Source organism: Streptomyces sp. NRRL B-24085 (genome assembly GCF_001282115.1).
Classification (GTDB): domain Bacteria; phylum Actinomycetota; class Actinomycetes; order Streptomycetales; family Streptomycetaceae; genus Streptomyces.
This window is the reverse complement of record NZ_LJBR01000041.1, coordinates 1-24,356: the sequence shown is the minus strand read 5'-3', so window position 1 is coordinate 24,356 and position 24,356 is coordinate 1. Positions and strand designations below refer to the sequence as shown.

Genomic DNA, 24,356 nt, shown 5'->3' with positions numbered 1-24,356 from the left:
CTCGTCCACGTCCCCGCAGCCCGCCGTCGTCGTCCTTCGCGGTGTCGTCCTCTGCGGTGTCGGCGGCCTGCGGGGACGTGGACGAGGAGGCGCCGGTGGCCGGGGCCGGGTCCACGGGGGCGGGGTTCTCGTCGGCGCTCGCGGAGGGCGCCACCGGCTTCGCGCCCGGTGCCGACGCCTTCAGCTTCAGGGTCGGCGCCGGGTTGTCACCGTTCTGGTCCAGCTCGATCCAGCGGTCCACATGCCCGTCGCCGTACGTCTGGAGGGTCTTGAAGGCCACCTGGTCGGCGTCGGGCAACTGGCGTACGACCACGGAGTACTCGGCGCTCTCGCCGGTCTTGAGCTCCTTGCCCCCGACGCGGTAACCGTCCTTGACCGCGGTGAACTTCCAGCCCTCGGGGCCCTTGCCGTACGTGACGTCGGCCGGGGCGATGCCCTCGGGCAGGACGACCCGTACCTCCTTGATCCCGGAGGTGTCGGACTCGGCCTCGGCGTGGAAGGAGACGGTGACGTTCTCGGCGAGGGCCTGGGCCTTGTCGGCCTCGACCTCGGTGTGGGCGGCGGCCGGAACGGCGGTCAGGAGCACGGCGGTCGCGGCCGTGGCGGCGGCAACGGACAGACGGGACAGGGGGATACGGGACATACGGTTCTCCAGGCAGGCGGGTACGGCGGGGCGGCCGTCCGGTTCGAGCAGAACAGGAACGGCGTCCCCGTGAGGTCAGAGGGCGAGAACCGCGCCCGCCGGAGGACCCCGCCGCACCACCGCGTGCGCCAGCAACGGCCGCACGGTGAGCGGCCGTTCGTCGTAAGCCGCCACGAGGGCGGCGACCGCCGCCGGCCCGGGTGCCGCGGGCCGGGCCAACAGCAGCCGGGCGGCGCCCAGTCGGGCCCGCACCCCGTCCACCGCCGCCGTCACCCCGCACGCCAGCGACCAGCACACCGCGTCCGCGCGGTGCAGCAGGACCGCGACCAGCGCGGCGACCGACGCGTGGGCCGCCGTCATGGCGAGGGAGCCGTGGAGCTGTTCGTGCCACGCCGGTCCGGTGCCGTGCCGATGCCCGCGGGGGTGCTGGGCGGCCGCCGTGACCGTCAGCCACAGATGCAGGCCCGACTGGCCCGCGACACTGCACGCGACGACCGTCATCAGGCCGCGGGGCCGCTGCACGCCGATGAGGCCCACCGCGAAGAGCACGGCCGTCGCGGCGGCGGTGCGCGTCCAGGGCACCGGCCCCTCGGCGAGCAGGTGATGTGCGCTCGTCCCGAGGAACGAGCCGACGACGGCGAAGACCGCGGCCCGCAGGACGGGCAGCGGGGCGCGCGTGACGGTGACCGGCGGCTGCATGGCCCGCTCATCATGGATCATCGCGGGGCCGCCCGGCAGGGAAACCGTCGAGCGCGTCCTCGCGCCGGTGTTCTCAGCGGGCGCCGGGCTCCTGCTCGGCGCCCCCGGTGGTCCCGGGCCGCAGGACCTCTCCCTGGATGACCTGCGGCTCCGTGCCGCCGTTCCGGGCCGCGCGGGCCTCCGCCTTGAGGATGCGCGCCGACTTGCCCGCCGTACGGGCCAGTTCCGGGCCCTTCTTGACGGCGATGACCGCTATGACGACGAGCAGGATGATCGCGAGCTCGCTGAGTCCGAACATGGGGAAGGCCTCCGTCAGGGTGACGCCGGAGTCGGACGAGATGCCCGCCGGACCGGCAGCGTACCCCGCGTCCCGAGGCCGGTGTCCGTACCACGGACCGTCCGTGACGTGCGGCACGCGGCTGCACCACTGTCCATTACTTTGCCCGTCCTTTACTATTGGTGCGACCCGCCCCGACAGAAGGAGCCACAGTCCCGCAATGGGTGAGCCTCCCAGTACCAGCCCTGCCCCACCTCGCCCGACCGGGGAAGCGGGGGTGACCCGGTGACCGAGATCCTTCTGCTGGCGCTGGCCCTGCTCCTCACCCTGGCCTGCGCCGTGTTCGTCGCGGCCGAGTTCTCCCTGACCACCGTCGAGCGCGGTGACCTGGAGCGGGCCGCCGAGGCGGGCGAGCGCGGCGCCGAGGGCGCCCTGAAGGCCGTACGCAAGCTGACCTTCCAGCTCTCCGGCGCCCAGCTCGGCATCACGGTCACCTCGCTGGTGATCGGCATGCTCGCCGAACCCTCCCTCGCGGCCCTCCTCAAGGGCCCGCTGCGGGCCGCCGGGCTCGGTGGGGCCGCCGCTCCGGTGGCGACCGCGCTGGGCGTGGCCCTGTCCACCGTCGTGCTGATGGTGGTCGGCGAGCTGGTGCCGAAGAACTGGGCGATCTCCCGCCCGCTGGCCGTCGCCAAGGTGGTCGCCGGACCCCAGAGCGCCTTCACCGCCCTCTTCGGCCCGTTCATCCGCCATCTCAACGACACCGCCAACCGTTTCGTACGACGCTTCGGCCTGGAGCCCGCCGAGGAACTGGCCTCCGCCCGCGGCCCCGAGGAGCTCGTCGCGCTCGCCGAGCGCTCGGCCGCCGAGGGCGCCCTGGAGGCCGACTCCGCCGAACTGTTCGTGCGCACCCTGCACCTGGGCGAGCTGACCGCGGAGAACGTCATGACCCCGCGCGTCGACGTCAAGGCCCTCGAAGCCCACGCGACCGCCGCCGACGCCGCCAACCTCACCCACGCCACCGGCCTGTCCCGCTTCCCCGTCTACCGCGACAGCCTGGACGAGGTCGTCGGCACCGTGCACATCCGTGACGTGCTCGCCCTGGAACCGGGGAAGCGGGCCGCCACCCCGGTCACCGACCTGGCCACCGCGCCCCTGCTGGTCCCGGACAGCCTCACCGCCGACCGGCTCCTGGAGCGGCTGCGAGCCGGCCGCACCATGGCCGTCGTCATCGACGAGTACGGCGGCACCGCGGGCGTGGCCACGGTCGAGGACATCGTCGAGGAGGTCGTCGGCGAGGTCCGCGACGAGCACGACCCCGTGGAGATGCCCGACCTGCGGCCCGCCGGTGAGCGGACCTGGGAGGCGGAGGGGTCCGTCCGCGTGGACCAGCTCGCCCGGATAGGCCTCACCGCGCCCGAAGGGCCGTACGAGACCGTGGCCGGACTGGTCGCCACCCGTCTCGCGCGCATCCCCGCCAAGGGCGACGACCTGGACCTCGACGGCTGGCGTCTGGAGGTCCTGGACGTCGACCACCACCGCGCCGGCCTGATCCGGATCACCGGTCCCGCGCGGGTGCCCGCCCAGGCCGGGGAGGAGACCCGATGACCACCGTCCAGCTGCTCGTCGGCGCCCTGACGCTCCTGACCAACGCCTTCTTCGTGGGCGGCGAGTTCGCCCTGATCTCCGTGCGCCGCAGCCAGATCGAGCCACGCGCGCGTGACGGGCACAAGCGGGCCAGGATGACCCTGTGGGGTCTCGAACACCTCTCCGCGATGATGGCCACCGCCCAGCTCGGCATCACCGTCTCCTCCCTGGTGCTCGGCGCGGTCGCCGAACCGGCCATCGCGCACCTGCTGGAGCCCGGTTTCGAGGCGGCCCGCGTCCCGGACGGACTGGTCCACCCGGTCGCCTTCGTGATCGCCCTGTCGCTCGCCACCTATCTGCACATGCTGATCGGCGAGATGGTCCCGAAGAACATCGCCCTCGCGGCCCCCGTGCCGACCGCGCTGCTGCTCGGACCGCCGCTGGTGGCCCTCACGCGCGCGCTGCGGCCCTTCGTCTTCGGCATCAACGCCTTCGCCAACGCCCTGCTGAGACTGCTGCGCGTCGAACCCAGGGACGAGGTCGAGTCGGTGTTCACCGACGACCAGCTCGCCCGCATGGTCGTCGAGGCCGGCGAGGCCGGACTGCTCTCGCCCGCCGACGGCGAACGGCTGCGGGACGCCCTGGAGCTGGGCACCCGGCCCGTCGGGGAGATCCTCGTGCCGGTCCCGAAGATGCGGACCGTCGACGCCTCGGTCACCCCGGCCCGCCTGGAGCGGGTCGCCGCCGAGGCGGGGTACTCCCGCTTCCCGGTCACCGGCCCGGACGGCACCCTGCTGGGCTACCTGCACATCAAGGACACCCTCGGCGTCACCGACCGCGACCGGCCCTTCCCGCGCTCCGCCCTGCACCCCGTCACCCGGGTCCGCATCGACACCCCGCTGGACGACACCCTCACCGCGCTGCGCGCCGACGGGAGTCATCTGGCGGCGGTGACGGGACAGACGGGGACCGTCCTCGGGTTCGTGACCATGGAGGACGTCCTCACCGAGCTGGTGGGCCCGACACCGGCCACCGCCTGACCGCCTGACCGCCGGGCGGCCGCGCCGCCCGGCTGGTAGATCTGGGGAACGCCGCTTTCGTCCCGGCCGTTCACACAGCGCACATCACTACTGAAGGAGCAAGCCCGTGTCCGCCACACAGACGGACTCCCGCCCGACCCGATCGACCCGCCGTTGAGTACCACGAGTGCCCTCCTCGGCCTGCTGGCCGTGTTCCTGCTGACCGCCGGCACCGGATACTTCGTCGCCCAGGAGTTCGCGTACGTCTCCGCGGACCGGCTCGCCCTGTCCCGGGAGGCGGAGGCCGGCGACCGGAAGGCCGCCCGCGCGCTGAAGGTGCTGGAGCGGCTGTCCTTCATGCTGTCCGGCGCCCAGCTCGGCATCACCGTCACCGGTCTGGTCGTCGGCTTCGTCGCCGAACCCTCGGTCTCCGCCCTGCTGGAGCCGGCACTGACCGGCCTGGGCGTACCCGAGGGGGCTGTCGGCGGGATCTCCGTCGTGCTGGCCTTCGTGCTGGCCACCGTCGTCCAGATGGTCCTCGGCGAGCTGGCCCCGAAGAACCTCGCGATCGCCGTCCCGGAACGGCTCGCCAAGGCCCTCGCCCCCTCCACGCTCGGCTACCTCAAGGTCGTCGGCCCCCTGGTGCGCGTCTTCGACGGGGCGGCCGACCGCCTGCTCCGCACGGCCGGCATCGAACCGGTCGAGGAACTCCACCACGGCGCCACCCTGGAGGAGCTCGGCCACCTCATCGGCGAGTCCCACGAGCAGGGCGAACTGCCCCGGGACACCGCCGAACTCCTCGACCACGCCCTGGAGTTCTCCGAGCGCACCCTCGACGAGGTGATGGTCCCGCGCGTCGACGCCGTCTTCGTGCGCGGGGACGCCACCGCCGCCGAGGCCGTCGACCTGATCGCCAAGCACGGCCACTCCACCTACCCCGTCCTCGGCGACCATCCCGACGACGTCCCGGGCGTCCTGGGCGTACGGGAGCTGATGCGCCTGCCGGCCGACCGGCTGAGCAGTGCCACCGCGGGTGCCCTCGCCCGCCCCCCGCTGCTGCTGCCCGACACCCTCCCGCTCCCGGAGGCGGTCGAGCAGATGCGGGAGCGGGACGACGAGTTCGCGGTCGTCCTGGACGAGCACGGCGGCGTCGCCGGCATCGTCACCTACGAGGACATCGCCGAGGAACTGGTCGGCGACATCGCCGACGAGACCGACACCGTCACCGAGATCGCGGTCGCGGACGGCCCCGGCTGGCTGGTGGACGCCGGCCGCCGTCTCGACGAGGTCGCCGAGGCCACCGGTGTCGCACTGCCCGAGGAGGAGGACTACGACACGGTGGCCGGACTGATCGTCGACCGGCTGGGCCGCTTCCCGGCGATCGGCGACCGGATCACCGTCGACCTGCCCGGCGGCGGACGCGCGGTGATCGACGTACGGACGCTGGACCGGCACGTGCCGGAGCGCGTCCGCGTGGAGAGGACGGATACGGCATGAGTTTCCCGACGGCACTCCTCGTCACCGTCCTGCTGCTGATCGGCAGCGGCTTCTTCGTGGCCGCCGAGTTCGCGCTGGTCGCCGCCAAGCGGCACCGCGTGGAGCGGGCAGCGGCCGAGGGGCGGCGCGGGGCGAAGGCGGCCCTGGCCGGAATGCGCGAGCTGTCACTGATGCTCGCCGGCGCCCAACTCGGCATCACGGTCTGCACACTGGGCCTCGGCTCGGTCTCCAAGCCCGCTATCTCCCACGAACTGGACCCGCTGCTGCACGACTTGGGCCTGCCCAGCGCCCTCAGCTACGGCGTGGCCTTCGTGTTCGCCATGGTCGTCGTGGTGTTCCTGCACATGGTGGTCGGCGAGATGGCCCCCAAGTCCTGGGCGATCGCCCACCCCGAGCGCTCCGCGATGCTGCTCTCGCCGCCCTTCCGGGGTGTCGTCAAGGCGGTCCGGCCGCTGATCTCGCTGCTGAACAGGATGAGCAACGCACTGGTACGGCTGTGCCGGGTCACCCCGCGCGACGAGCTGGCCGCCGTGCACAACCGCGAGCAACTCACCCATCTCGTCGAGGAGTCGGAGCGCCTCGGACTGATCAGCGAGGCCGACTCGGACCTGCTCACCAGGTCGCTCACCGAGCCCGAGACCCCGGTCGGCGAGCTCCGTGTCCCGGCCGCGGAGATCACCTCGGTACCGGGCACCGCCGACCTCGACGCCGTCCTGCGCACGGCCGCCGACCACGACCGCACCCGCATGCTGGTCCGCGAGGGCGACGTCGTGCTCGGTTCGCTGCACGCCCGCGACGCCCTGGTGGCCCGTGCCCAGGGCCGCACCGGCACCGCCCGCACCCTGGCCCGCCCGGTCCCGGAGCTGACGGAGGACACCAAGGTCGCCGACGCGATCGACCTCCTGCGCCGCAACCGGGCGTCCCTGGCGGTCGTACGGGACGCGGCCGGCAGGCTCACCGGAATGGTCACGCTGGACGACCTGCTGGCGCGCTATCTCCAGCCGTCCTGAGCCAGGACGCACATGACCGAGGGCGAGGAGATCACCGCTCTCCTCGCCCTCTTCAACGTATAGCTCACGGGGGGTCTTGCGGCAAGATCCCCGTCGTGCCGCACAATCGCCGTCCGAACCACGGAGGGGGATCCGATGATCGACGTGATCGTCGTCGGCGGCGGACCGACCGGACTGATGCTGGCGCCCGAACTGCGGCTGCACGGTGTGCGGGTGGTCGTGCTGGAGAAGGCGCCCGAGCCTACGGAGGTCGTCCGCTCGCTCGGCCTGCACGTGCGCAGCATCGAGGTGATGGACCAGCGCGGGCTGCTGGAGCGGTTCCTCGCGCACGGCAGGCGGTTCACGGCGGGCGGCTACTTCGCCGGCATCGACAGGCCCTGGCCGGACGGGCTCGACACCGCGCACGCGTACATCCTCGCCATCCCGCAGACCGTCACCGACCGCCTGCTGGCCGAGCGTGCCGTCGAACTGGGCGCCGGGATCCGGCGCGGCTGCGAAGTCGTCGGGCTGAGCCAGGACGGGGACGGGGTGAGTGTCGAGCTCGCCGACGGTACGCGGCTGCGCTCGCGCTACCTCGTGGGCTGCGACGGCGGCCGCAGTACCGTGCGCAAGTCGCTCGGCGTGGGCTTCCCCGGCGCGCCCGCCAGGACCGAGACGCTGCTCGGCGCGATGGAGGTGGGGGTGGCGCCGGAGGAGGTGACCGCCGTGGTGTCCGAGATCCGGCGCACCCGGAAGCTGTTCGGACTCGGACCGGTCGGGGACGGTGTGTACCGGGTCGTGGTGCCCGCCGCGGAGGTGAGCGAGGACCGCTCGGTCGCGCCGACCCTGGAGGATTTCAAGCGACAGCTCCGGGCGGTCGCGGGCACCGACTTCGGTGTGCACTCACCGCGCTGGCTCTCCCGCTTCGGCGACGCCACACGGCAGGCCGACCGCTATCGGGTCGGCCGGGTGCTGCTGGCCGGGGACGCGGCCCACGTCCACCCGCCGGTGGGCGGACAGGGCCTCAACCTCGGGGTCCAGGACGCGTTCAACCTGGGCTGGAAGCTGGCCGCCGAGGTGGCCGGCTGGGCACCCGCGGACCTGCTGGACAGCTACCACACCGAACGGCATCCGGTGGCCGCCGAGGTGCTCGACAACACCCGTGCGCAGATGGAGCTGCTGTCCACCGAGCCCGGGCCGCAGGCGGTGCGCCGGCTGCTGTCCCGCCTGATGGACTTCGACGAGGTGAACCGGTACCTGATCGAGCAGATCACCGCGATCGGCGTCCGCTACGACTTCGGCGCCGGCCACGCACTGGCCGGCCGACGCCTGCGGGACCTCACCCTCGGCCGCGGCCGCCTCTACGAGCTGACGCACGACGGCCGCGGACTGCTGCTCGACCGCACCGGGCGCCTCTCGGTCGCGGGCTGGGCGGACCGCGTCGACCACGTCGTCGACACGGCCGAGGAACTGGACGCCCCCGCGGTACTGCTCCGCCCGGACGGCCACGTGGCATGGGCAGGCGAGGACCAGCGCGAACTGCCGGCCCATCTGGCGAGGTGGTTCGGGACGGCGGCCTGACGTACGGGGTGCCGGCGTCCTGCACGGTACGGCAGCGGGCCGGCGGGGGCACGCGCACGGGTCGTACGGGAGGGGCTACAGGGCGACGGTCCCCGAGCGGCGGGAGGCCGGGTGTCCCGGCGTGCAGAAGGACCGGCGCCCGCCGCCGTCCGGATCAGGCCGTGGCGGGCAGCACGTGGTCGCCGGCCCTGTCCGTGCTCAGGCACAGGGAGCAGACCACCGCGTCGTGGGTGGCGCAGGCGGCCAGGTCGGGGCGCTCGTAGGGCTGCCGGCAGACGTGGCAGTCGTAGGTGACGGCGCTCGGGTTGCCGTCCGCGTCCAGCATCGGCTCGTCGATGCCGTCGCCGGTGCGGCGCAGGTAGTACCTGCCCTTGGTGACCACCGCCATCAGCGGGGTGAGGACGAACGCGATCACGGCGGCGGCGACCGGGGAGTACGGCTGGAGCGTGTCGCCGAGGGCGTGGAAGTACATCGCGATGGACAGGCCGGACGCGGCGACGAAGGACACCACGCCCACCGGGTTGACCGCGTGGAGCATGCCGCGGCGGAACTCGGGGGCGCGCGGGGAGAGTTCGAGCACGTACTTGTTGATGCCGATGTCGGTGGCGACGGTGACGACCCAGGCGATCGCGCAGTTCGAGTAGAAGCCCAGGATGTCGTTGAGGAAGCTGAACATGTCGGCCTCCATCAGGGCCAGCGCGAAGCCCAGGTTGACCAGGACGAAGACCATGCGGCCCGGGTAGTGCCCGGTGAGCCGGGTGAAGGAGTTGGTCCAGGCGAGCGAGCCGGAGTAGGCGTTCGTCACGTTGATCTTGATCTGGCTGATCACCACGAGGGCCACGGCCAGCGGAATCACCATCCAGGACGGCATCATCGCGTCGAAGGCGCCCTTGAACTGCTGGATCGGCTCGGGGGCCGCGCCCGGTCCCACCGCGGCCAGGATGTACACCGCGAGGAAGACGCCGATGGCCTGCTTGAGCGCGCCGAGCACCACCCAGCCGGGGCCGGCCATGACCACCGCGGTCCACCAGCTGCGCTTGTTCGCCTCGGTCTTGGGCGGCATGAAGCGCAGGTAGTCGATCTGCTCACCGATCTGCGCGATGAGGGAGAGGCACACACCCGCGCCGAGCAGCACGGACGCGGTGTCGACCCCGCCGTCGCCGTCGGTGCCCGCGTAGCCGAGGAAGCGGTCGACGGTGCCCGGGTCGGTGGTGACGAGGTAGACCAGCGGGCCGACCATCAGCAGCAGCCAGACCGGGGTCGTCCACACCTGGAGCTTGCTCAGCGCCTTCATGCCGTAGATCACCAGGGGGATGACCATGAGCGTGGAGACCAGGTAGCCCAGCCACAGCGGGAGTCCGAGGCCGAGCTTGAGGCCCTGGGCCATGATCGAGCCTTCGAGGGCGAAGAAGATGAAGGTGAAGCTGGCGAAGATGACGCTGGTGAGGACCGAGCCGTAGTAGCCGAAGCCGGAGCCGCGGGTGATCAGGTCGAGGTCGATGTTGTAGCGGGCGCCGTAGTAGGCGAGGGGGAAGCCGGTGACGAAGATGACGACGGCGGCGACGGCGATCGCCACGAGCGCGTTGCCGGTGCCGTGGGCCAGGCCGATGCCCGCGCCGATGGAGAAGTCGGCCATGTAGGCGATGCCGCCGAGGGCGGTGGTGGCCACGACCATGGGCGTCCAGCGGCGGTAACTGCGGGGCGCGAAGCGGAGGGTGTAGTCCTCCAGGGTCTCCCTGACCGCCTGGTCGGCGGATGTCGACGGGTCTGCCGTTGCCGTCCGTGACTCTGTGGTGCTCATGTCACGCCTCCCAGGTGGAGCGGGCGGTGGGGGGATGCGTGGGAGCCCCGCGTGACGTCGTCGGCAGGCCGGGGAGTCGACGGGCCGGGACGAGCGGTTCTCGGCCCTGTATACGACTCGGTCCCACGGTCCGTCACGCTAGGAAGCGGTTGTTACCGATGTCGCCGGGTGTCATGAACGCGACGTTGCCGGAATCTCACCGCGGCAGATGTATGCGGCGCCGTGCGGTGCCGGCGGGGCGGCGCCGCCGGATGCGCGAACGGTTCGCCCCTCGATGGAGTGGGGGGGAGCGAACCGTCGGTGGACCGGTGCGAGGCCGCCCTCCGGGCGCGCCTGCCCAGGCCAGCCTGCCTGTCGGCCCCTGGTGGGGACAGGTGCCGTGCGCCGCGGGCGTCAGGCCAGGGTGGGCCGTCGGCTGTCGGTGAGCGGGCTGTGATCGGCGAACGGGCTGCGGTCGGCCTCGTCCTGGACGAGCAGAGAGAGCAGGGAGGCCACCGTCAGGCCCGCCTCGGCGGGATGGCGCAGCACCTTGCCGGGGTCGATCCGGTAGGTGTTGGTACGCCCCTCCCGCACGTGCGAGAGGTATCCGTCCTGCTCCAGATCGGAAATGATCTTCTGTACGGCGCGTTCGGTCAGCCGGCAGTGCGCGGCGATGTCGCGGATCCGGGTGCTGGGGTTGTCGGCGATCGCGGCCAGCACTCGCGCGTGGTTGGTGACGAACGTCCATCCGGTGTGAGACTCGGGCACTCCATCCATGGCAGCAGTCTAGCGACCAAACATTCACGCATTCAAAAACCTGAACTTTATTTCGTGTATTAGTTGACGTATGTTGACGGCAGAGGGGAATCTGAGGTGCGGAGGCGGTGAGCACATGAGGGAGAGCGTCATGCCGGAACCTGCGCGCCTGGCGCAGCCCCTCACCAGGCTGGACGTGCGCCCGCCGTGTCTGGCCACGATCGAGGCCGTGGTGGAAGGGGAGCGGACGGTCGTCACCTGCCGTGGTGAGCTCGACGTCGGCGCCGAGGAGCTCGAGCCCGAGCTGTACGCCGTCCTCGACCGCTCGGCCACCGGCGTGGACCTCGACCTCGGCGAGGTCAGGTTCTGCGACTGCGGTGGTCTCAACGTCCTGCTGAGCCTGCGCCGGGCGGCCCTCGACCAGGGCAAGACGGTCACGGTCCGGACGTACAGCCCGACCGTCGGACGCCTGCTCGACCTGACCGGTGCCCGGGAGCTGTTCGTGACCGAACAGCCCGGCCCGCCCGACGGCTCCGCCCCGGCCGCCGGACCCGTACCCGACTCGGAGGAACAGGTCCGGTCCATGGACGTCGACCAGGAACTGCGCCTGGAGGTCGGCCAGTTGCGCCGGGCGATGCAGACCCGGCCGGCCATCGACGTGGCCCGCGGGATCGTCATGGCCTCCTTCGGGCTGAGCGCCGAGGACGCCTGGACGGTGCTCGTCACCGCCTCCCAGAACACCAACACCAAGATGCACAACCTCGCCCAGGGGCTGATGGGCGCCGTCCACGGCCAACCGGTGCCCGCACCGGTGCAGCAGCAGATGGCGGCGGCCGTCGCCAGGGTGCGGCAGACCGGGCAGGGGGAGGCGGGACCGCAGTAGCGGGCGGGAGCACAGGCTGCCGGGTCGATTCCGGCAGCGCGGCCTTCCCGTGGCCAGGTGAACTCCAGCAGCCCCCGCCGGACCAGGTCGCCGGCCGCACGATCACCGGGCAGCCCCGACTCCCCGCCGGAATGCCGACGGCGGGGAGGTCACCGCCGTACCGCCGAAGCCGGGCGTCAGGCGTCCGCCGTGCCGCCGAACGCCTCGAGGATGCGCTCCGCGGCCAGCGTGGCCGTCAAACGGCCCTCCCGGACCTGCTGTTCGAGGGCCGGGGCGAGTGACTGCACGGTCGGGTCGGCGTACAGGCGGCCGAGGAGTTCGTCCCGGACCATCGCCCAGGCCCAACCGACCTGCTGGTCCCGCCGTTTGGCGGTGAGCCGCCCGGTGGAGTCGAGGAGCGTGCGGTGCTGTTCGAGGCGCTCCCACACCTCGTCCAGGCCCGTCGACTCGCGGGCGCTGCAACTGAGCACCGGGGGAGTCCAGAAGGCGTCCTTGCCGTGCATCAGCCGCAGTGCGCCCGCCAGTTCACGCGCGGCCGCGCGGGCGTCGCGCTCGTGCGGGCCGTCCGCCTTGTTGACCGCGATCACGTCGGCGAGTTCCAGGACGCCCTTCTTGATGCCCTGGAGCTGGTCGCCGGTGCGGGCCAGGCTCAGCAGCAGGAAGGAGTCGACCATGTCGGCCACCGCGGTCTCGGACTGCCCGACACCGACGGTCTCGACCAGGATCACGTCGTAGCCCGCCGCCTCCATCACCACGATCGACTCCCGGGTCGCCTTCGCCACCCCGCCGAGCGTGCCCGCGCTGGGGGAGGGCCGTACGAAGGCGTTCGGGTCGACGGCCAGGCGCTCCATACGGGTCTTGTCGCCGAGGATCGAACCGCCGGTGCGGCTGGAGGACGGGTCCACCGCGAGCACGGCCACCCGGTGCCCCAGCGAGGTCAGCATCGTGCCGAACGCGTCGATGAACGTCGACTTCCCGACGCCCGGCACCCCGCTGACCCCGATCCGCCGTGCCCGGCCGCTGTGCGGGAGCAGCTCGGTCAGCAACTCCTGGGCCAGCGACCGGTGTCGGGGATGGGTGGACTCGACGAGGGTGATGGCGCGGGCGACCATCGCCCGCTTCCCGTCGAGGACACCCTTCACATACGCGTCGAGACCGATCACTGCCCGTGCCCGAGGTCGGCCGACAGACGCTCCACCAGGTCGTACGCCGCGTCCGGGATCACCGTCCCCGGCGGGAACACGGCCGCCGCGCCCATCTCCAGCAGGGTCGGCACGTCCTGCGGCGGGATCACCCCGCCCACCACGATCACGATGTCCTCCCGGCCCTCCTCGGCCAGCGCCTCCTTCAGCGCCGGTACGAGGGTGAGGTGACCGGCCGCCAGCGACGAGACGCCGACGATGTGCACGTCCGCCTCCACCGCCTGGCGGGCCACCTCGCCCGGGGTCTGGAACAGCGGGCCGACGTCGACGTCGAAGCCCAGGTCGGCGAAGGCGGTGGCGATGACCTTCTGGCCGCGGTCGTGGCCGTCCTGGCCCATCTTGGCGACCAGGATGCGCGGGCGGCGGCCCTCGGCCTCCTCGAAGGCGTCCACCAGGGCGCGGGTGCGGTCCACGGACGGGGACTCCCCTGCTTCGTTGCGGTACACGCCGGAGATCGTACGGATCTGGCTCGCGTGCCGGCCGTACACCTTCTCCAGGGCGTCGGAGATCTCACCGACGGTGGCCTTCGCACGGGCCGCGTGGACCGCCAGCTCCAGAAGGTTGCCGTCGCCGTCGGCCGCCCGGGTCAGCGCGTCCAGGGCGTCCCGGCACGCGGTCTCGTCCCGCTCCGCGCGCAGCCGCCGCAGCTTCTCGATCTGCTGGGCCCGCACGGAGGAGTTGTCGACCTTGAGGACCTCGATCGCCTCGTCGGTCTCGACGCGGTACTTGTTGACACCGATCACCGGCTGCCGGCCGGAGTCGATGCGGGCCTGGGTGCGGGCCGCGGCCTCCTCGATGCGCAGCTTGGGGATGCCGGCGTCGATCGCCCTGGCCATGCCGCCCGCCGCCTCCACCTCCTGGATGTGCTGCCAGGCCTTGCGGGCGAGGTCGTACGTCAGCCGCTCCACGTACGCGCTGCCGCCCCACGGGTCGATGACCCGGGTCGTGCCCGACTCCTGCTGGATCAGGAGCTGCGTGTTGCGGGCGATGCGCGCGGAGAAGTCGGTGGGCAACGCCAGTGCCTCGTCGAGGGCGTTGGTGTGCAGCGACTGGGTGTGGCCCTGGGTGGCCGCCATCGCCTCGACACAGGTGCGCGTGACGTTGTTGAACACGTCCTGCGCGGTCAGCGACCAGCCGGAGGTCTGCGAATGGGTGCGCAGGGACAGCGACTTGGCGTTCTGCGGGTCGAACTGCCGCACCAGCTTCGCCCACAGCAGCCGCGCCGCGCGCAGCTTGGCGATCTCCATGAAGAAGTTCATGCCGATCGCCCAGAAGAACGACAGCCGGGGCGCGAACGCGTCCACGTCCAGGCCGGCCTCGCGGCCCGCGCGGATGTACTCGACGCCGTCCGCGAGGGTGTAGGCCAGCTCCAGGTCGGCCGTCGCGCCCGCCTCCTGGATGTGGTAGCCCGAGATCGAGATGGAGTTGTAGCGGGGCATCCGCTGCGAGGTGTACGCGAAGATGTCGGAGATGATCCGCATCGACGGCTTCGGCGGGTAGATGTAGGTGTTGCGGACCATGAACTCCTTGAGGATGTCGTTCTGGATGGTCCCGGCCAACTTCTCGGGCGGTACGCCCTGTTCCTCCGCCGCCACGATGTACAGCGCCAGCACCGGCAGCACGGCGCCGTTCATCGTCATCGACACGGACATCCTGTCGAGGGGGATCCCGTCGAACAGCTGCCGCATGTCGTAGATCGAGTCGATCGCCACGCCCGCCATGCCGACGTCACCGGTCACGCGCGGGTGGTCGCTGTCGTAGCCGCGGTGCGTGGGCAGGTCGAAGGCGACCGACAGGCCCTTCTGACCGGCGGCGAGGTTGCGCCGGTAGAAGCCGTTGGACTCCTCGGCGGTGGAGAAGCCCGCGTACTGGCGGATCGTCCAGGGCTGGTTGACGTACATCGTCGGGTACGGGCCGCGCAGGTACGGGGCCACACCCGGGTACGTCTCCAGGAAGTCCAGGCCCTCCAGGTCGGCGCCGGTGTAGAGCGGCTTGACCTCGATGCCCTCCGGCGTCTCCCACACCGGATCGGAGCCCTGGGTGGCGTTCTTGACGGCCGTACGCCACTCGTCGGCGCCGCCGTCGGTGGCCGGGGTGCCCAGCTCGATCCCGCTGAAGTCGGGGACGGAGGGGCCGGCGGGGGCGGTCATCAGGACACTCCCATACGGTCGAGGGTGGCGGTGAGCACGGCGACGGCGTCGCAGCCCGCGAAGACGTAGGAGTCCACGCCCGGGTACTGCGCGGGGCGCCCGGCGAGGAACACGTGCCGTGCGCCCGCCGACCTGAGCGCCGCCACGACGTCCTCGGCCCGCTCCTCGTACAGCGCGTCGCTGGAGCACAGACAGGCCTCGGTGGCGCCGCTCTCCTCGAAGGTGCCCTCGGTGACGGGCTCGATGCCGCCGGCCTGGAAGAGGTTGGCGGCGAAGGTCAGGCGCGCGGTGTGGGCGGCCGCCGGGCCGATCGCGGCCAGGAAGACACGGGGCCGGGAGCCGGTCGCCGCGAGGTGGGCGTCGGAGCGGGCGCGCAGCTCCTCGTACGCCTCGTCGCGCCGCACCCGGGGCAGGCCGCCGGTCCGGGGCTCGGGCGCCGGGGCGCGCTCCACCGGCTTCTCGCCCAGGTGCGGGAACTCGCTGACGCCGGTGATCGGTTCGCGCCGGGTGGCGAGCTTCTTGGAGCGCTGCGCCCACGTCGTGGCCAGGTCGGTGCGCAGCCGGCCGGAGCGCAGGACGGCCGCCTGGCCGCCGTCGCGTTCGATGGTCCGGAAGAACCGCCAGGCCGCCTCGGCGAGTTCGTCGGTCAGCCGCTCCACGTACCAGGAACCGCCCGCCGGGTCGATCACCCGGGACAGGTGCGACTCCTCGACCAGGATCGTCGAGGTGTTGCGGGCGATGCGGCGCGCGAACGCGTCCGGCAGGCCGAGCGCGTGGTCGAAGGGGAGCACGGTGACGGCCTGCGCGCCGCCGACCCCGGCGGCCAGAGTGGCGATCGTCGCCCGCAGCATGTTCACCCACGGGTCGCGGCGGCTCATCATCACCGGCGACACGACCGCGTGCTGCGCCTGCGCCCCGGCACCGGGCGCCCCGCACACCTCGGCGACCCGCGCCCACAGCCGGCGCGCGGCGCGCAGCTTGGCGATCGTGAGGAACTGGTCGGCCGTCGCCGCGTACCGGAACTCCAGCTGCGCGCAGGCCTGTTCCACACTCATCCCGGCCTCGGTCAGCCCACGCAGATAGGCGACACCGGTGGCGATCGAGGCGCCCAGTTCCTGCGCGGCCGAGCCGCCGGCCTCGTGGTACGGCAGCGCGTCCACGGTCAGTGCCCGCAGCCCCGGGTACTCCTCGGCGCACCGGCGCGCGAGCGGGACCACCGTGGCGAAGTCCGACGCCTCGCCCGTGCGCGCCTCGTGGCCGAGCGGATCGGCGCCGAGGTTGCCGCGCACGGCCTCGGCGGCGGTGCCGCGCTCGTCGTGGATCCGCAGCAACTCCTGTGCGGCCGGACCGAATTCGCCACCCGCGTCGAGGACGACCGGCGCGAGGTCGAGGTAGACGCCGTCGAGGACCCGGCCGAGCGAGGCGACCGGGATGCCGCCCTCGCCGGCGACCAGCCACAGCGAGGTGACACCGTTCTCCAGGTCCGTGAGCACCGCGCCGTTGTCGGCGACCGCGTGCCGCTGCCGTACGTCCCAGCCGCCGGCGGTGTTCCCCTCCGGGCGGGCGCCGCGCACGAACGGGGCGAAACCGGGGAGGCCGGGGTCGGGTGCGGCATCGTGCGCGGTGTACAGGGGGCGGGTGCGCAACCCGTCCTCGAGCGCGGTGGACAGGGCGTCCTCCGCTGCCGCGCCGGAGACTTCCTTGCCCGACTTGCGCAGGACACCCGCCACCAGGCTGTGCCACTGATCAAGGTTCGCGTCAGGGAACTCGGCGGCCAGCGAGAGCCCGTCGTCAGGCAGGACCGTCATGCTCGGATGCTAGGCCAGACGGCCAAAGGAGCAGCAGGGGGCACGGCTGTGACCTTGCCCGCAACGACACTGTGACCCCGGTCTCCCACGGTCCCGGGAGGCCGGCCGGGTGGGCGTCAGGGCGTGGAGAACAGTCCGGGCCCCTGGGGCGGAGGGCCGTCGGCGGGTACGCCGCCCGTGACACGGAGGAACTCCAGTTTCTCCGCGTCGGCGGAATCCGCGGCCACCGTGTAGACGACGAGGCGGAGGTCGCAGCCCGGGACGGTGAGCACGTCGCAGTCGCAGCTCACCTCGCCGACCTGCGGGTGCACGACGGTCTTGCGGGACGACACGTGCGGTCCGACCGCGCCCTCGTCCCACAGCCGCGCGAACTCCGTACTGGTGGACCGCAGTTCCCCGACGAGGTCGATCAGACCCCGGTCACGGGGATAGGCGACGAGGGCGGTGCGCAGATCGGCGACGAGGGCGGGGCTCAGCAGGGCCTCGTCGTCCTGGAGCACCGGCCAGGCCGCGAGCCCCGAGGGCCCCGTGGCGAAGACCGCCCGCACCAGGTTCCGCTCCCGCGGTGTCCGTCCGCCGGGGTCGCCCAGGAGCGCCGCCCACGCGGGGGACCAGGACAGCAGCGTCCAGTCGGCGCTGAACACCCCCACGGGGAACTCGCCGAGGCGGGCCAGCATGCGCTGGACCCCCGCAGGGACATGCGTGGAGATCGTCCCCTCCTGGGGAGGGAGGAGGCCGGCCAGCCGGTAGGCGTGGTCACGCTCCACGGGCCGCAGTTGCAGGGCCCTGGCCAGGCTCGCGACGACCTGCGCCGAAGGGCTCGTGGCACGCCCCTGCTCCAGCCGCACCACGTAGTCGACCGAGAGCCCCGCGAGATCGGCCAGTTCCTCGCGGCGCAGCCCCGCCGCCCGCCGTCCGGGGAGCGAGGGCCGCCCGACGTCGGTGGGGGAAAGCCGGTCGCGCCAGCGGCGCAGTGCCGTGCCAAGGGTCTCGTCCACCCCGCCATTGTGTCCGCCGCACGGCCGACGTGCCTGGTACCGGCAGTCCTACCGTCGCGCGGGGCACTGGCTGTGCGCACACCGCGGGCCGACAGTGAACGCATGACCACGACCTTCATCACAGGAGCCAACAAGTCCCTCGGGTACGAGACCGCCCGCCGCCTGATCGAGGCCGGGCACACCGTCCTCGTCGGCGCCCGCGACCCCGAGCGCGGCCGGGCTGCCGCCGACGCGCTCGGCGCCCGTTTCGTACAGATCGACGTGACCGACGACGTGTCGGTCGCCGCGGCCGCCGCCGACGTCGCGGCTCACGAGGGCGGCATCGACGTACTGATCAACAACGCGGGTGTCCCCGGGCCGCACGTTCCCGCCGACGAACTCACGGCCGCTGACGCGAACGCGGTGTTCGACGTCAACGTCGTGGGGATCGTCCGCGTGACGCACGCCTTCCTGCCCCTGCTGCGCAGGTCCTCGAACCCGGTCGTCGTCAACGTGTCCAGCGGCATGGGGTCGTTCCAGCTGACCCATGACACCTCGCGCGCCGAGGGCCGGGCCGTCGTACCCCTCTACACGGCGTCCAAGGCGGCGGTGACCATGCTGACCACGCAGTACGCGAAGTCCTTGCCGGACGTGAAGGTCAACGCGGCCGACCCGGGCTACACCGCGACCGACTTCAACGGTCACAGCGGCCCGCAGACGCTGAGCGAGGGAACCGACGCGATCGTCGCCCTCGCCACCATCGGGGCGGACGGCCCGACAGGAGTCTTCCGCGACCGTCACGGAGCGGTCGCCTGGTGAACCGCGCCTCCTGATGTCTCCCGGCAGCAGCAGAGTGCCGGGCAGGTGGAAGTTCCGGTCGCGTGAGTGCGGCATTTGTGGTTACTCGCCCGATATGTCAAAACTTATGAGACTCGGACACAGGCATCAGGACGTTCCCCGGACCCCCGCTCCCCAGGACGACGAACAGCAGGACGGCACCCCCCAGGAAAGCCGCACCGATTCCTACGACGACCGCTTCGAATCCCGCGGCCGCCGGGACGAGCCGGAGAGGTTCGGGCCGGGGCCGGACGTGGAGCGCAACGCGCCGAGCAGTCCCACCGGGATGTCGAGGCAGTCGTGGACGGCGGCGCTGCGCGGCACGCTGAAGGAGTTCAAGCGGGACGAGCTCACCGATCGTGCGGCGGGCCTGACCTATTACGGCATCCTGTCGCTGTTCCCCGCACTGCTGGTGCTGGTGTCCCTGCTGGGCATCGCCGGGAAGTCGACCACCGACAAGGTGCTGGACAACGTCCAGCAGCTGGCCCCGGGCGCCGCCAGCGACGTGATCCGCAACGCGGTGCAGCAGTTGCAGGGCAGCGCCGGCGTCGGTTCCCTCATGGCGATCGTCGGTCTGGTCCTCGCCGTGTGGTCGGCGTCCGGCTATGTGGCGGCGTTCATCCGCACCTCCAACGCCGTGTACGACGTGCCCGAGGGCCGGCCGGTGTGGAAGGTGCTGCCGCTGCGGCTGGCGCTGACCGTCACACTGATGATCCTCGCCGTGGTCAGCGCCCTGATCGTGGTCTTCACCGGCCCCCTGGCCCAGCGGGCGGGGGACGTGCTCGGGGTCGGTGACACGGCCCTGACCGTGTGGGCGATCGCGAAGTGGCCGGTCCTCGTCGTCCTGGTCACGCTCATGATCGCGATCCTGTACTGGGCCAGCCCCAACGCGAAGGTCCGCGGCTTCAAGTGGATCACCCCGGGCAGCTTCCTCGCGGTGGTCATCTGGATGATCGCCTCCGCCGGGTTCGCGCTCTACGTGGCGAACTTCGCCTCCTACAACAAGACGTACGGCACCTTCGCCGGTGTGATCGTCTTCCTGATCTGGCTGTGGATCACCAACATCGCGATCCTGCTCGGCCTGGAGTTCGACGCCGAGGGCATCCGCCAGCGCGCGGTCGCCGGCGGCCACCCGCCGACCGAGGAGCCGTACGTCGAGCCGCGCGACACCCGCAAGTGGGACGAGGAAGACCGCCGCCGGCTCGAATAGGCGGCCGCCGTGCACGCCGCTGCGCCCGCGATGAGGCGCTGACCTGGAAGAAGCACGGAGCCTCGCCGGGCCGGGCGGGCCGCGCCGGCCGCCGCAGACCCGGTTGAGATTTATCGGCCGGTGTCCCCTGAGCCGGGTGCTGCGGGGTACTCGCCGGCGGAACGGGCCGGACCAGCCGGCCGTACACAAGCAGAGGGATGGGAGGTGATGGCCGTGTCAAGCACGCAGCCGTACTCGTCCGGGACCGACCACAGCACGCGTCCTTCCGGCCAGGAGCCGGTGGGCGAGCTGGTGCAGCGGGCCTCGCAGCAGCTCACGGAGCTGGTGCGCGGTGAGATGCGCCTGGCACAGGCGGAGATGAAGGAGAAGGGCAAGCGCTACGGCAAGGGCGGCGGACTGTTCGGCGGTGCCGGACTGGTCGGCTTCCTGATGCTCCAGGCCCTGGTGGCCACCGCCATCGCGGCACTGGCCGTACCGCTTCCCGTGTGGGCCGCGGCGCTGATCGTGACCGCCGTGCTGGGAGTGATCGCCGCGGTGATGGCCCTGAGCGGGAAGAAGCAGGTCAGCAAGGCCGCGCCGCCCACACCTGAGCAGACGATCGAGAACGTGAAGGCCGACGTGGCCGAGATCAAGGAGAGCGCACAGCGATGACCCAGCCCCCCCACGACGAGCCGACCGCCTCGAGCCCCGAGGAACTGCGCGAGCAGGTCGAGCAGACCCGGAACGAACTCGGCGACACCGTCGAGGCACTCGCCGCCAAGACCGACGTCAAGGCGCGCGCCCAGCAGAAGGCCGCCCAGGCCAGGGAACAGGCCGGCGTCAAGGCCGGCCAGCTGAAGACCAAGGCCGCCGACCTGGCCCATCAGGCCCAGGACAAGCTGCCCGACCCGGTCAAGGACAAGGCCGCCCAGGCCGCCGAACAAGCCCGCACGAAGACAGCGCAGGCCACCCAGCTCTGGCACGACAAGGCTCCGGAACCCGTGCAGAACAAGACCGCGCGGGGTGCGGAGCTGGCACGCGACAACCGCAACCTGCTGCTGGCGGCCGCCGGCGTGGCCGCGGTGGTCTGGCTGGCCTGCCGCCGCAAGGGATGAACCGATGAAAGCATCGAAGATCGCCTACAAGCCGGTCGGCCTGGCCGTCGGCGCCGTCAGCGGTGTCGTCGCCGGTGCCGTGTTCAAGCAGGCGTGGAAGGTGCTCGGCCACGACCAGGACGCCCCCGACGCCACCGACGAGGAGCGCAACTGGGGCGAGGTGGTGCTGGCCGCCATGCTGCAGGGTGCGATCTTCGCCGCGGTCAAGGCCGTCGTGGACCGCGGCGGCGCCACCGCCACGCGAAGGCTGACCGGCACCTGGCCCGGCTGATCCGACATGCTCCGGGGGGCCGGTACCGCTCTCGGTACCGGCCCCCGCCCCTTCTCCCCCTCGGGACATGCATGGAATGCCGAGGCGGAAGCATCCGAGAAGGCATGCACTGTGTGATCTACCGACAGCCGACGGGCGAGAGCGAAGAGATCGACTGCGGGCAGGAGGACGGCGGCTGCCAGGCCACCCTCGACCGCCTGGCCGTCCTCGACCCCGACGAGTTCGCCTGGATCCGGATGGACGAGCCCCGGCCGGACGAGCTGCACAGGCTGGGCAAGTACCTGGACCTGCATCCACTGGCGATCGAGGACGCCGTCCAGGCCCACCAGAGGCCGAAACAGGAGCGCTACGGCGACCTGCTGGCGGTCGCCGTGAAGACCCTGTGGTTCGTCGAACGGTCCGCCGACGTGGAGACCGGCGAGATCATGGTCTTCCTCGGCCCGTCGTTCGCGCTGACCGTGCGGCACGGTGCCCTCGACCCCACGGCCGAGGCCGCCGGACGGCTGGCGGCCGAGCCGCGGTTGGCCCGCTTCGGGCCGGTCGGCGTCCTGCACGCGGTCACGGACGTGATCGTCGACGCCTACGCCCAGGCCGCGGCGCAGGTCCGGGCGGACCTCACCGAGCTGGAACGCTGCGTCTTCTCACCCGTGCGCGACGATCTGACGGAACGCATCTACTCGCTCAAGCGGGAGGTGGTGGAGTTCCGCGACGCCGTCCAGCCGCTGGTCCCGGTCATGCAGCCCTTCACCGCGCCCCGCGAGGACTGGCCCCGGGAAGCGGTGCCGTACTTCCGTGACGTCGCCGACCACCTCACCCGCACCGACACCGAGGTGCGCGCCCTGGACGACCTGCTCGGCTCCGTCCTGGACGCCCATCTGGCGAAGGTGGGCACGTGGCAGAACGACGACATGCGCCGCATCAGCGCCTGGGCGGCCATCCTCGCCATCCCCACCATGGTCGCCGGCATCTACGGCATGAACTTCGCCCACATGCCCGAGCTGGACTGGCGGTACGGCTATCCGGGCGCCCTGGGCGTCATGGCCCTCGGATCGGGACTGCTGTACCGAGCCTTCCGCCGCAACGGCTGGCTCTGACGACCCCGTTCAGAGCCAGTCGCGGCGTTTGAAGATCACGTACAGGCTCACACAGACCACGCCCATCAGCCCGATCGCGAACGGGTACCCGAACCTCCAGCTCAGTTCCGGCATGTGCGTGAAGTTCATCCCGTAGATCGTCCCCACCAGCGTCGGCGCGAACAGGATCGCCGCCCAGGAGGAGATCTTCTTGATCTCCTCGTTCTGTTCGAACCCCGCCTCCGCCAACGCCCGCATCTCCGCGTTCTGTTGCTGGGTGACCAGGGTCGCGTTGACCGTGAGGATGTCGGTGAGGGCCTGGCGGAAGCCGTCGACGCGTTCGCTGGTGTGGGTGACGTGGTCGGCGACGTCCCGGAGGTAGCGCTGGAGCTCCTCGTCCGTGCCGTACTTGGCGAAGCCGGCCATCAGGGCGTGCAGCATGCCGACGAGGGGGCGGGTGGCGCGCTGGAACTCGACCATCTCGCGGGAGAGTTCGTAGATGCGGCGGGAGACCTCGGGGTCGCCGCGGAAGACCTCCGTCTCGATCTCGTCGATGTCGTTCTGGACGCCCGCGACCACCGGCGCGTAGCCGTCGACCACCGCGTCCAGGATCGCGTAGAGGACGGCCTCGGGGCCCAGCCTCAGCAACTCCGGTGTCTGTTCCATGCGGTGGCGGACCGCGGAGAGGTCGGGGGCCGCCCCGTGCCGGACCGTGATCACGAAGTCCGGGCCCACGAACACGTGCAGCTCGCCGAAGTCGACCTCCTCGGGGGCGTCCAGGTAGCGGGCCGCCCGCAGCACCACGAAGAGGGTGTCGCCGTAGCGCTCCAGCTTGGGGCGCTGGTGGGCCTCCATCGCGTCCTCGACGGACAGCGGGTGCAGGTCGAACTCCTCGGCCAGGGAGAGGAGTTCGCTCTCCGGGGGCCGGGCAAGCCCGATCCAGGCCATGCCGGAGGGCTGCTCGCGCAGTTCTCGGAAGGTGTCCGCGAGGGAGGCGGGGGAGGACACGCGCACCCCGTCCCGGTAGAGGGCCGCCTGGACGATGCTCGGCGGCTCCGGCGGCTCCGCGTCGGGCGGCCCGGCGGCGGGTGCCGGAGGCTGCGGCGACGCGGCGGGCGGGGTCAGGGCGCGGCGCCAGGCGGACCTCCTGGCGTTCTTGGCGGCTGGGTTCTTCGCGGCGGGGCGGGCGCGTCGCTCGGACATCGTGGCAGCCTCTCGCTCTCGGGTGGAGCCGACGTAGCCGTGATCACGGAGCAGGGTATACGGGACGAATCGCATCCCGGGGAGAGCCGTGCGAGGACCCGGTGAGAGTTGCGGACAGAACCCGTCCGCAAGCCCGTCTAGCGTGTTCCCCATGACGAAGACGACCGCCTCGGCCCCCGTGCTCGGCATCCGCGCCCTGAACCGCGCGACCCTGGACCGGCAGCTGCTCCTGAACCGGTCCGGCCTGTCCGCGAAGGCCGCCGTCGGGCATCTGCTCGGACTCCAGGCCCAGAACGTCAAGCCGCCGTACTACGCGCTCGCCGCCCGCCTCCACGGGTTTACGCCGGAGGCGCTGTCGGAGCTGATGGAGGAGCGGGAGGTGGTCCGGATCGTCACCATGCGCTCGACCATCCACACCCACACCGCCGAGGACTGCCTCACCCTGCGGCCCCTCGTGCAGGCCGCCCGCGACCGCGAACTCACCACCTTCCGCAAGGGGCTCGCCGGCGTCGACCTCGACCGCCTCGCCGTCCTCGCCCGCGAACTCGTCGAGAGCGAGCCGCGCACCATGAAGGAGCTGCGCGAGGCCCTTCTCGTCGAGTGGCCGGACGCCGACCCGCAGGCCCTCGCCGTCGCCGCCCGCTGCAAGCTCCCCCTCGTCCAGGTCACCCCGCGCGGACTGTGGGGCAGGAGCGGCCAGGTCGCGCTGACCACGGCCGAGCACTGGCTCGGCCGCCCCGCCGAGCCCGCGCCCACCCCCGACGCCACCGTCCTGCGCTACCTCGCCGCCTTCGGCCCCGCCTCCGTCAAGGACATGCAGACC

At 71.9% G+C, this 24,356-nt stretch carries 23 protein-coding genes; 13 read left to right on the top strand and 10 right to left on the bottom strand.

What is annotated here, in order from left to right:
- The 3 genes from AOJ26_RS06740 to AOJ26_RS06730 form a co-directional block, all read right to left on the bottom strand.
- Window positions 1-643 (bottom strand): DUF1775 domain-containing protein (locus tag AOJ26_RS06740; protein WP_053847259.1); only part of this gene is annotated, 643 nt, incomplete at its 3' end.
- 75 nt (window positions 644-718) lie between these two features.
- Window positions 719-1,342 (bottom strand): hypothetical protein, encoded by a 624-nt coding sequence (locus AOJ26_RS06735; protein ID WP_053847258.1) that lies wholly within the window; start codon window positions 1,340-1,342, stop codon window positions 719-721.
- A 73-nt stretch (window positions 1,343-1,415) separates the two neighbouring features.
- Entirely contained in the window at window positions 1,416-1,640 is a 225-nt protein-coding gene (locus tag AOJ26_RS06730) for a twin-arginine translocase TatA/TatE family subunit (RefSeq protein ID WP_053847262.1), read from the bottom strand.
- A gap of 264 nt (window positions 1,641-1,904) precedes the next feature.
- Between AOJ26_RS06730 and AOJ26_RS06725 the strand changes: the two genes are divergently transcribed.
- The 5 genes from AOJ26_RS06725 (at window position 1,905) to rox (ending at window position 8,289) form a co-directional block, all read left to right on the top strand.
- Entirely contained in the window at window positions 1,905-3,224 is a 1,320-nt protein-coding gene (locus AOJ26_RS06725; RefSeq protein ID WP_053847257.1) for a hemolysin family protein, read from the top strand.
- Window positions 3,221-4,243 carry a hemolysin family protein gene (locus AOJ26_RS06720; protein ID WP_053847256.1) on the top strand — a complete coding sequence of 341 codons (1,023 nt, stop codon included), beginning with the start codon at window positions 3,221-3,223 and terminating at the stop codon, window positions 4,241-4,243. Before AOJ26_RS06725 ends, AOJ26_RS06720 begins: the two co-directional genes overlap by 4 nt.
- A 153-nt stretch (window positions 4,244-4,396) precedes the next feature.
- Window positions 4,397-5,719, top strand: a complete 1,323-nt coding sequence (locus AOJ26_RS06715; protein ID WP_053847255.1) for a hemolysin family protein — start codon at window positions 4,397-4,399, stop codon at window positions 5,717-5,719.
- Window positions 5,716-6,729: a hemolysin family protein gene (locus AOJ26_RS06710; protein WP_053847254.1), complete on the top strand. Its 1,014-nt coding sequence runs from the start codon at window positions 5,716-5,718 to the stop codon at window positions 6,727-6,729. The genes AOJ26_RS06715 and AOJ26_RS06710 overlap by 4 nt, the downstream gene beginning before the upstream one ends.
- Window positions 6,730-6,864: 135 nt before the next feature.
- A complete protein-coding gene (gene rox, locus AOJ26_RS06705; protein ID WP_053847253.1) occupies window positions 6,865-8,289 on the top strand; it encodes a rifampin monooxygenase in 1,425 nt (474 codons plus the stop codon).
- A gap of 154 nt (window positions 8,290-8,443) precedes the next feature.
- On the opposite strand, the gene AOJ26_RS06700 is transcribed toward rox, so the two are convergent.
- Both AOJ26_RS06700 and AOJ26_RS06695 read right to left on the bottom strand, forming a co-directional pair.
- The gene (locus AOJ26_RS06700; protein WP_053847252.1) at window positions 8,444-10,090 is read right to left on the bottom strand and encodes a purine-cytosine permease family protein; all 1,647 of its coding nucleotides are present in this window, start codon (window positions 10,088-10,090) and stop codon (window positions 8,444-8,446) included.
- A gap of 393 nt (window positions 10,091-10,483) precedes the next feature.
- Entirely contained in the window at window positions 10,484-10,846 is a 363-nt protein-coding gene (locus AOJ26_RS06695) for a helix-turn-helix transcriptional regulator (RefSeq protein WP_053847251.1), read from the bottom strand.
- 130 nt (window positions 10,847-10,976) lie between these two features.
- Between AOJ26_RS06695 and AOJ26_RS06690 the strand changes: the two genes are divergently transcribed.
- Window positions 10,977-11,708, top strand: coding sequence for an ANTAR domain-containing protein (locus AOJ26_RS06690; protein ID WP_053847250.1), 732 nt, complete (start codon window positions 10,977-10,979; stop codon window positions 11,706-11,708).
- Between the two features lie 176 nt (window positions 11,709-11,884).
- Here the strand turns inward: AOJ26_RS06690 and meaB are convergent, their stop codons facing one another.
- From meaB to AOJ26_RS06670, 4 genes are all read right to left on the bottom strand, one after another.
- Window positions 11,885-12,871, bottom strand: a complete 987-nt coding sequence (meaB, locus tag AOJ26_RS06685) for a methylmalonyl Co-A mutase-associated GTPase MeaB (protein ID WP_053847249.1) — start codon at window positions 12,869-12,871, stop codon at window positions 11,885-11,887.
- Window positions 12,868-15,060: a methylmalonyl-CoA mutase gene (gene scpA, locus AOJ26_RS06680; RefSeq protein ID WP_053847248.1), complete on the bottom strand. Its 2,193-nt coding sequence runs from the start codon at window positions 15,058-15,060 to the stop codon at window positions 12,868-12,870. The genes meaB and scpA overlap by 4 nt, the downstream gene beginning before the upstream one ends.
- Window positions 15,060-16,868 carry a methylmalonyl-CoA mutase family protein gene (locus AOJ26_RS06675; RefSeq protein ID WP_053847247.1) on the bottom strand — a complete coding sequence of 603 codons (1,809 nt, stop codon included), beginning with the start codon at window positions 16,866-16,868 and terminating at the stop codon, window positions 15,060-15,062. Before AOJ26_RS06675 ends, scpA begins: the two co-directional genes overlap by 1 nt.
- A 116-nt stretch (window positions 16,869-16,984) precedes the next feature.
- Window positions 16,985-17,866 (bottom strand): helix-turn-helix transcriptional regulator, encoded by an 882-nt coding sequence (locus AOJ26_RS06670; RefSeq protein WP_053847246.1) that lies wholly within the window; start codon window positions 17,864-17,866, stop codon window positions 16,985-16,987.
- A gap of 102 nt (window positions 17,867-17,968) precedes the next feature.
- Here AOJ26_RS06670 and AOJ26_RS06665 point away from each other — a divergent pair, with 102 nt between their 5' ends.
- From AOJ26_RS06665 to AOJ26_RS06640, 6 genes are all read left to right on the top strand, one after another.
- Window positions 17,969-18,664: an SDR family NAD(P)-dependent oxidoreductase gene (locus tag AOJ26_RS06665; RefSeq protein WP_053847245.1), complete on the top strand. Its 696-nt coding sequence runs from the start codon at window positions 17,969-17,971 to the stop codon at window positions 18,662-18,664.
- A 106-nt stretch (window positions 18,665-18,770) separates the two neighbouring features.
- Window positions 18,771-19,892: a YihY/virulence factor BrkB family protein gene (locus tag AOJ26_RS06660; RefSeq protein WP_078959779.1), complete on the top strand. Its 1,122-nt coding sequence runs from the start codon at window positions 18,771-18,773 to the stop codon at window positions 19,890-19,892.
- A gap of 207 nt (window positions 19,893-20,099) precedes the next feature.
- Window positions 20,100-20,543 (top strand): phage holin family protein, encoded by a 444-nt coding sequence (locus AOJ26_RS06655; protein ID WP_373413186.1) that lies wholly within the window; start codon window positions 20,100-20,102, stop codon window positions 20,541-20,543.
- Window positions 20,540-20,986: a DUF3618 domain-containing protein gene (locus tag AOJ26_RS06650; protein ID WP_053847243.1), complete on the top strand. Its 447-nt coding sequence runs from the start codon at window positions 20,540-20,542 to the stop codon at window positions 20,984-20,986. The genes AOJ26_RS06655 and AOJ26_RS06650 overlap by 4 nt, the downstream gene beginning before the upstream one ends.
- Before the next feature lie 4 nt (window positions 20,987-20,990).
- On the top strand, window positions 20,991-21,257 hold the full coding sequence (locus AOJ26_RS06645; RefSeq protein ID WP_053847242.1) for a DUF4235 domain-containing protein: 267 nt from the start codon (window positions 20,991-20,993) through the stop codon (window positions 21,255-21,257).
- A gap of 104 nt (window positions 21,258-21,361) precedes the next feature.
- The gene (locus tag AOJ26_RS06640; protein ID WP_053847241.1) at window positions 21,362-22,351 is read left to right on the top strand and encodes a magnesium and cobalt transport protein CorA; all 990 of its coding nucleotides are present in this window, start codon (window positions 21,362-21,364) and stop codon (window positions 22,349-22,351) included.
- A 9-nt stretch (window positions 22,352-22,360) separates the two neighbouring features.
- Here the strand turns inward: AOJ26_RS06640 and AOJ26_RS06635 are convergent, their stop codons facing one another.
- A complete protein-coding gene (locus tag AOJ26_RS06635) occupies window positions 22,361-23,533 on the bottom strand; it encodes a magnesium and cobalt transport protein CorA (RefSeq protein WP_078959778.1) in 1,173 nt (390 codons plus the stop codon).
- A gap of 151 nt (window positions 23,534-23,684) precedes the next feature.
- Here AOJ26_RS06635 and AOJ26_RS06630 point away from each other — a divergent pair.
- Window positions 23,685-24,356 (top strand): winged helix DNA-binding domain-containing protein (locus AOJ26_RS06630; protein WP_143663587.1); only part of this gene is annotated, 672 nt, incomplete at its 3' end.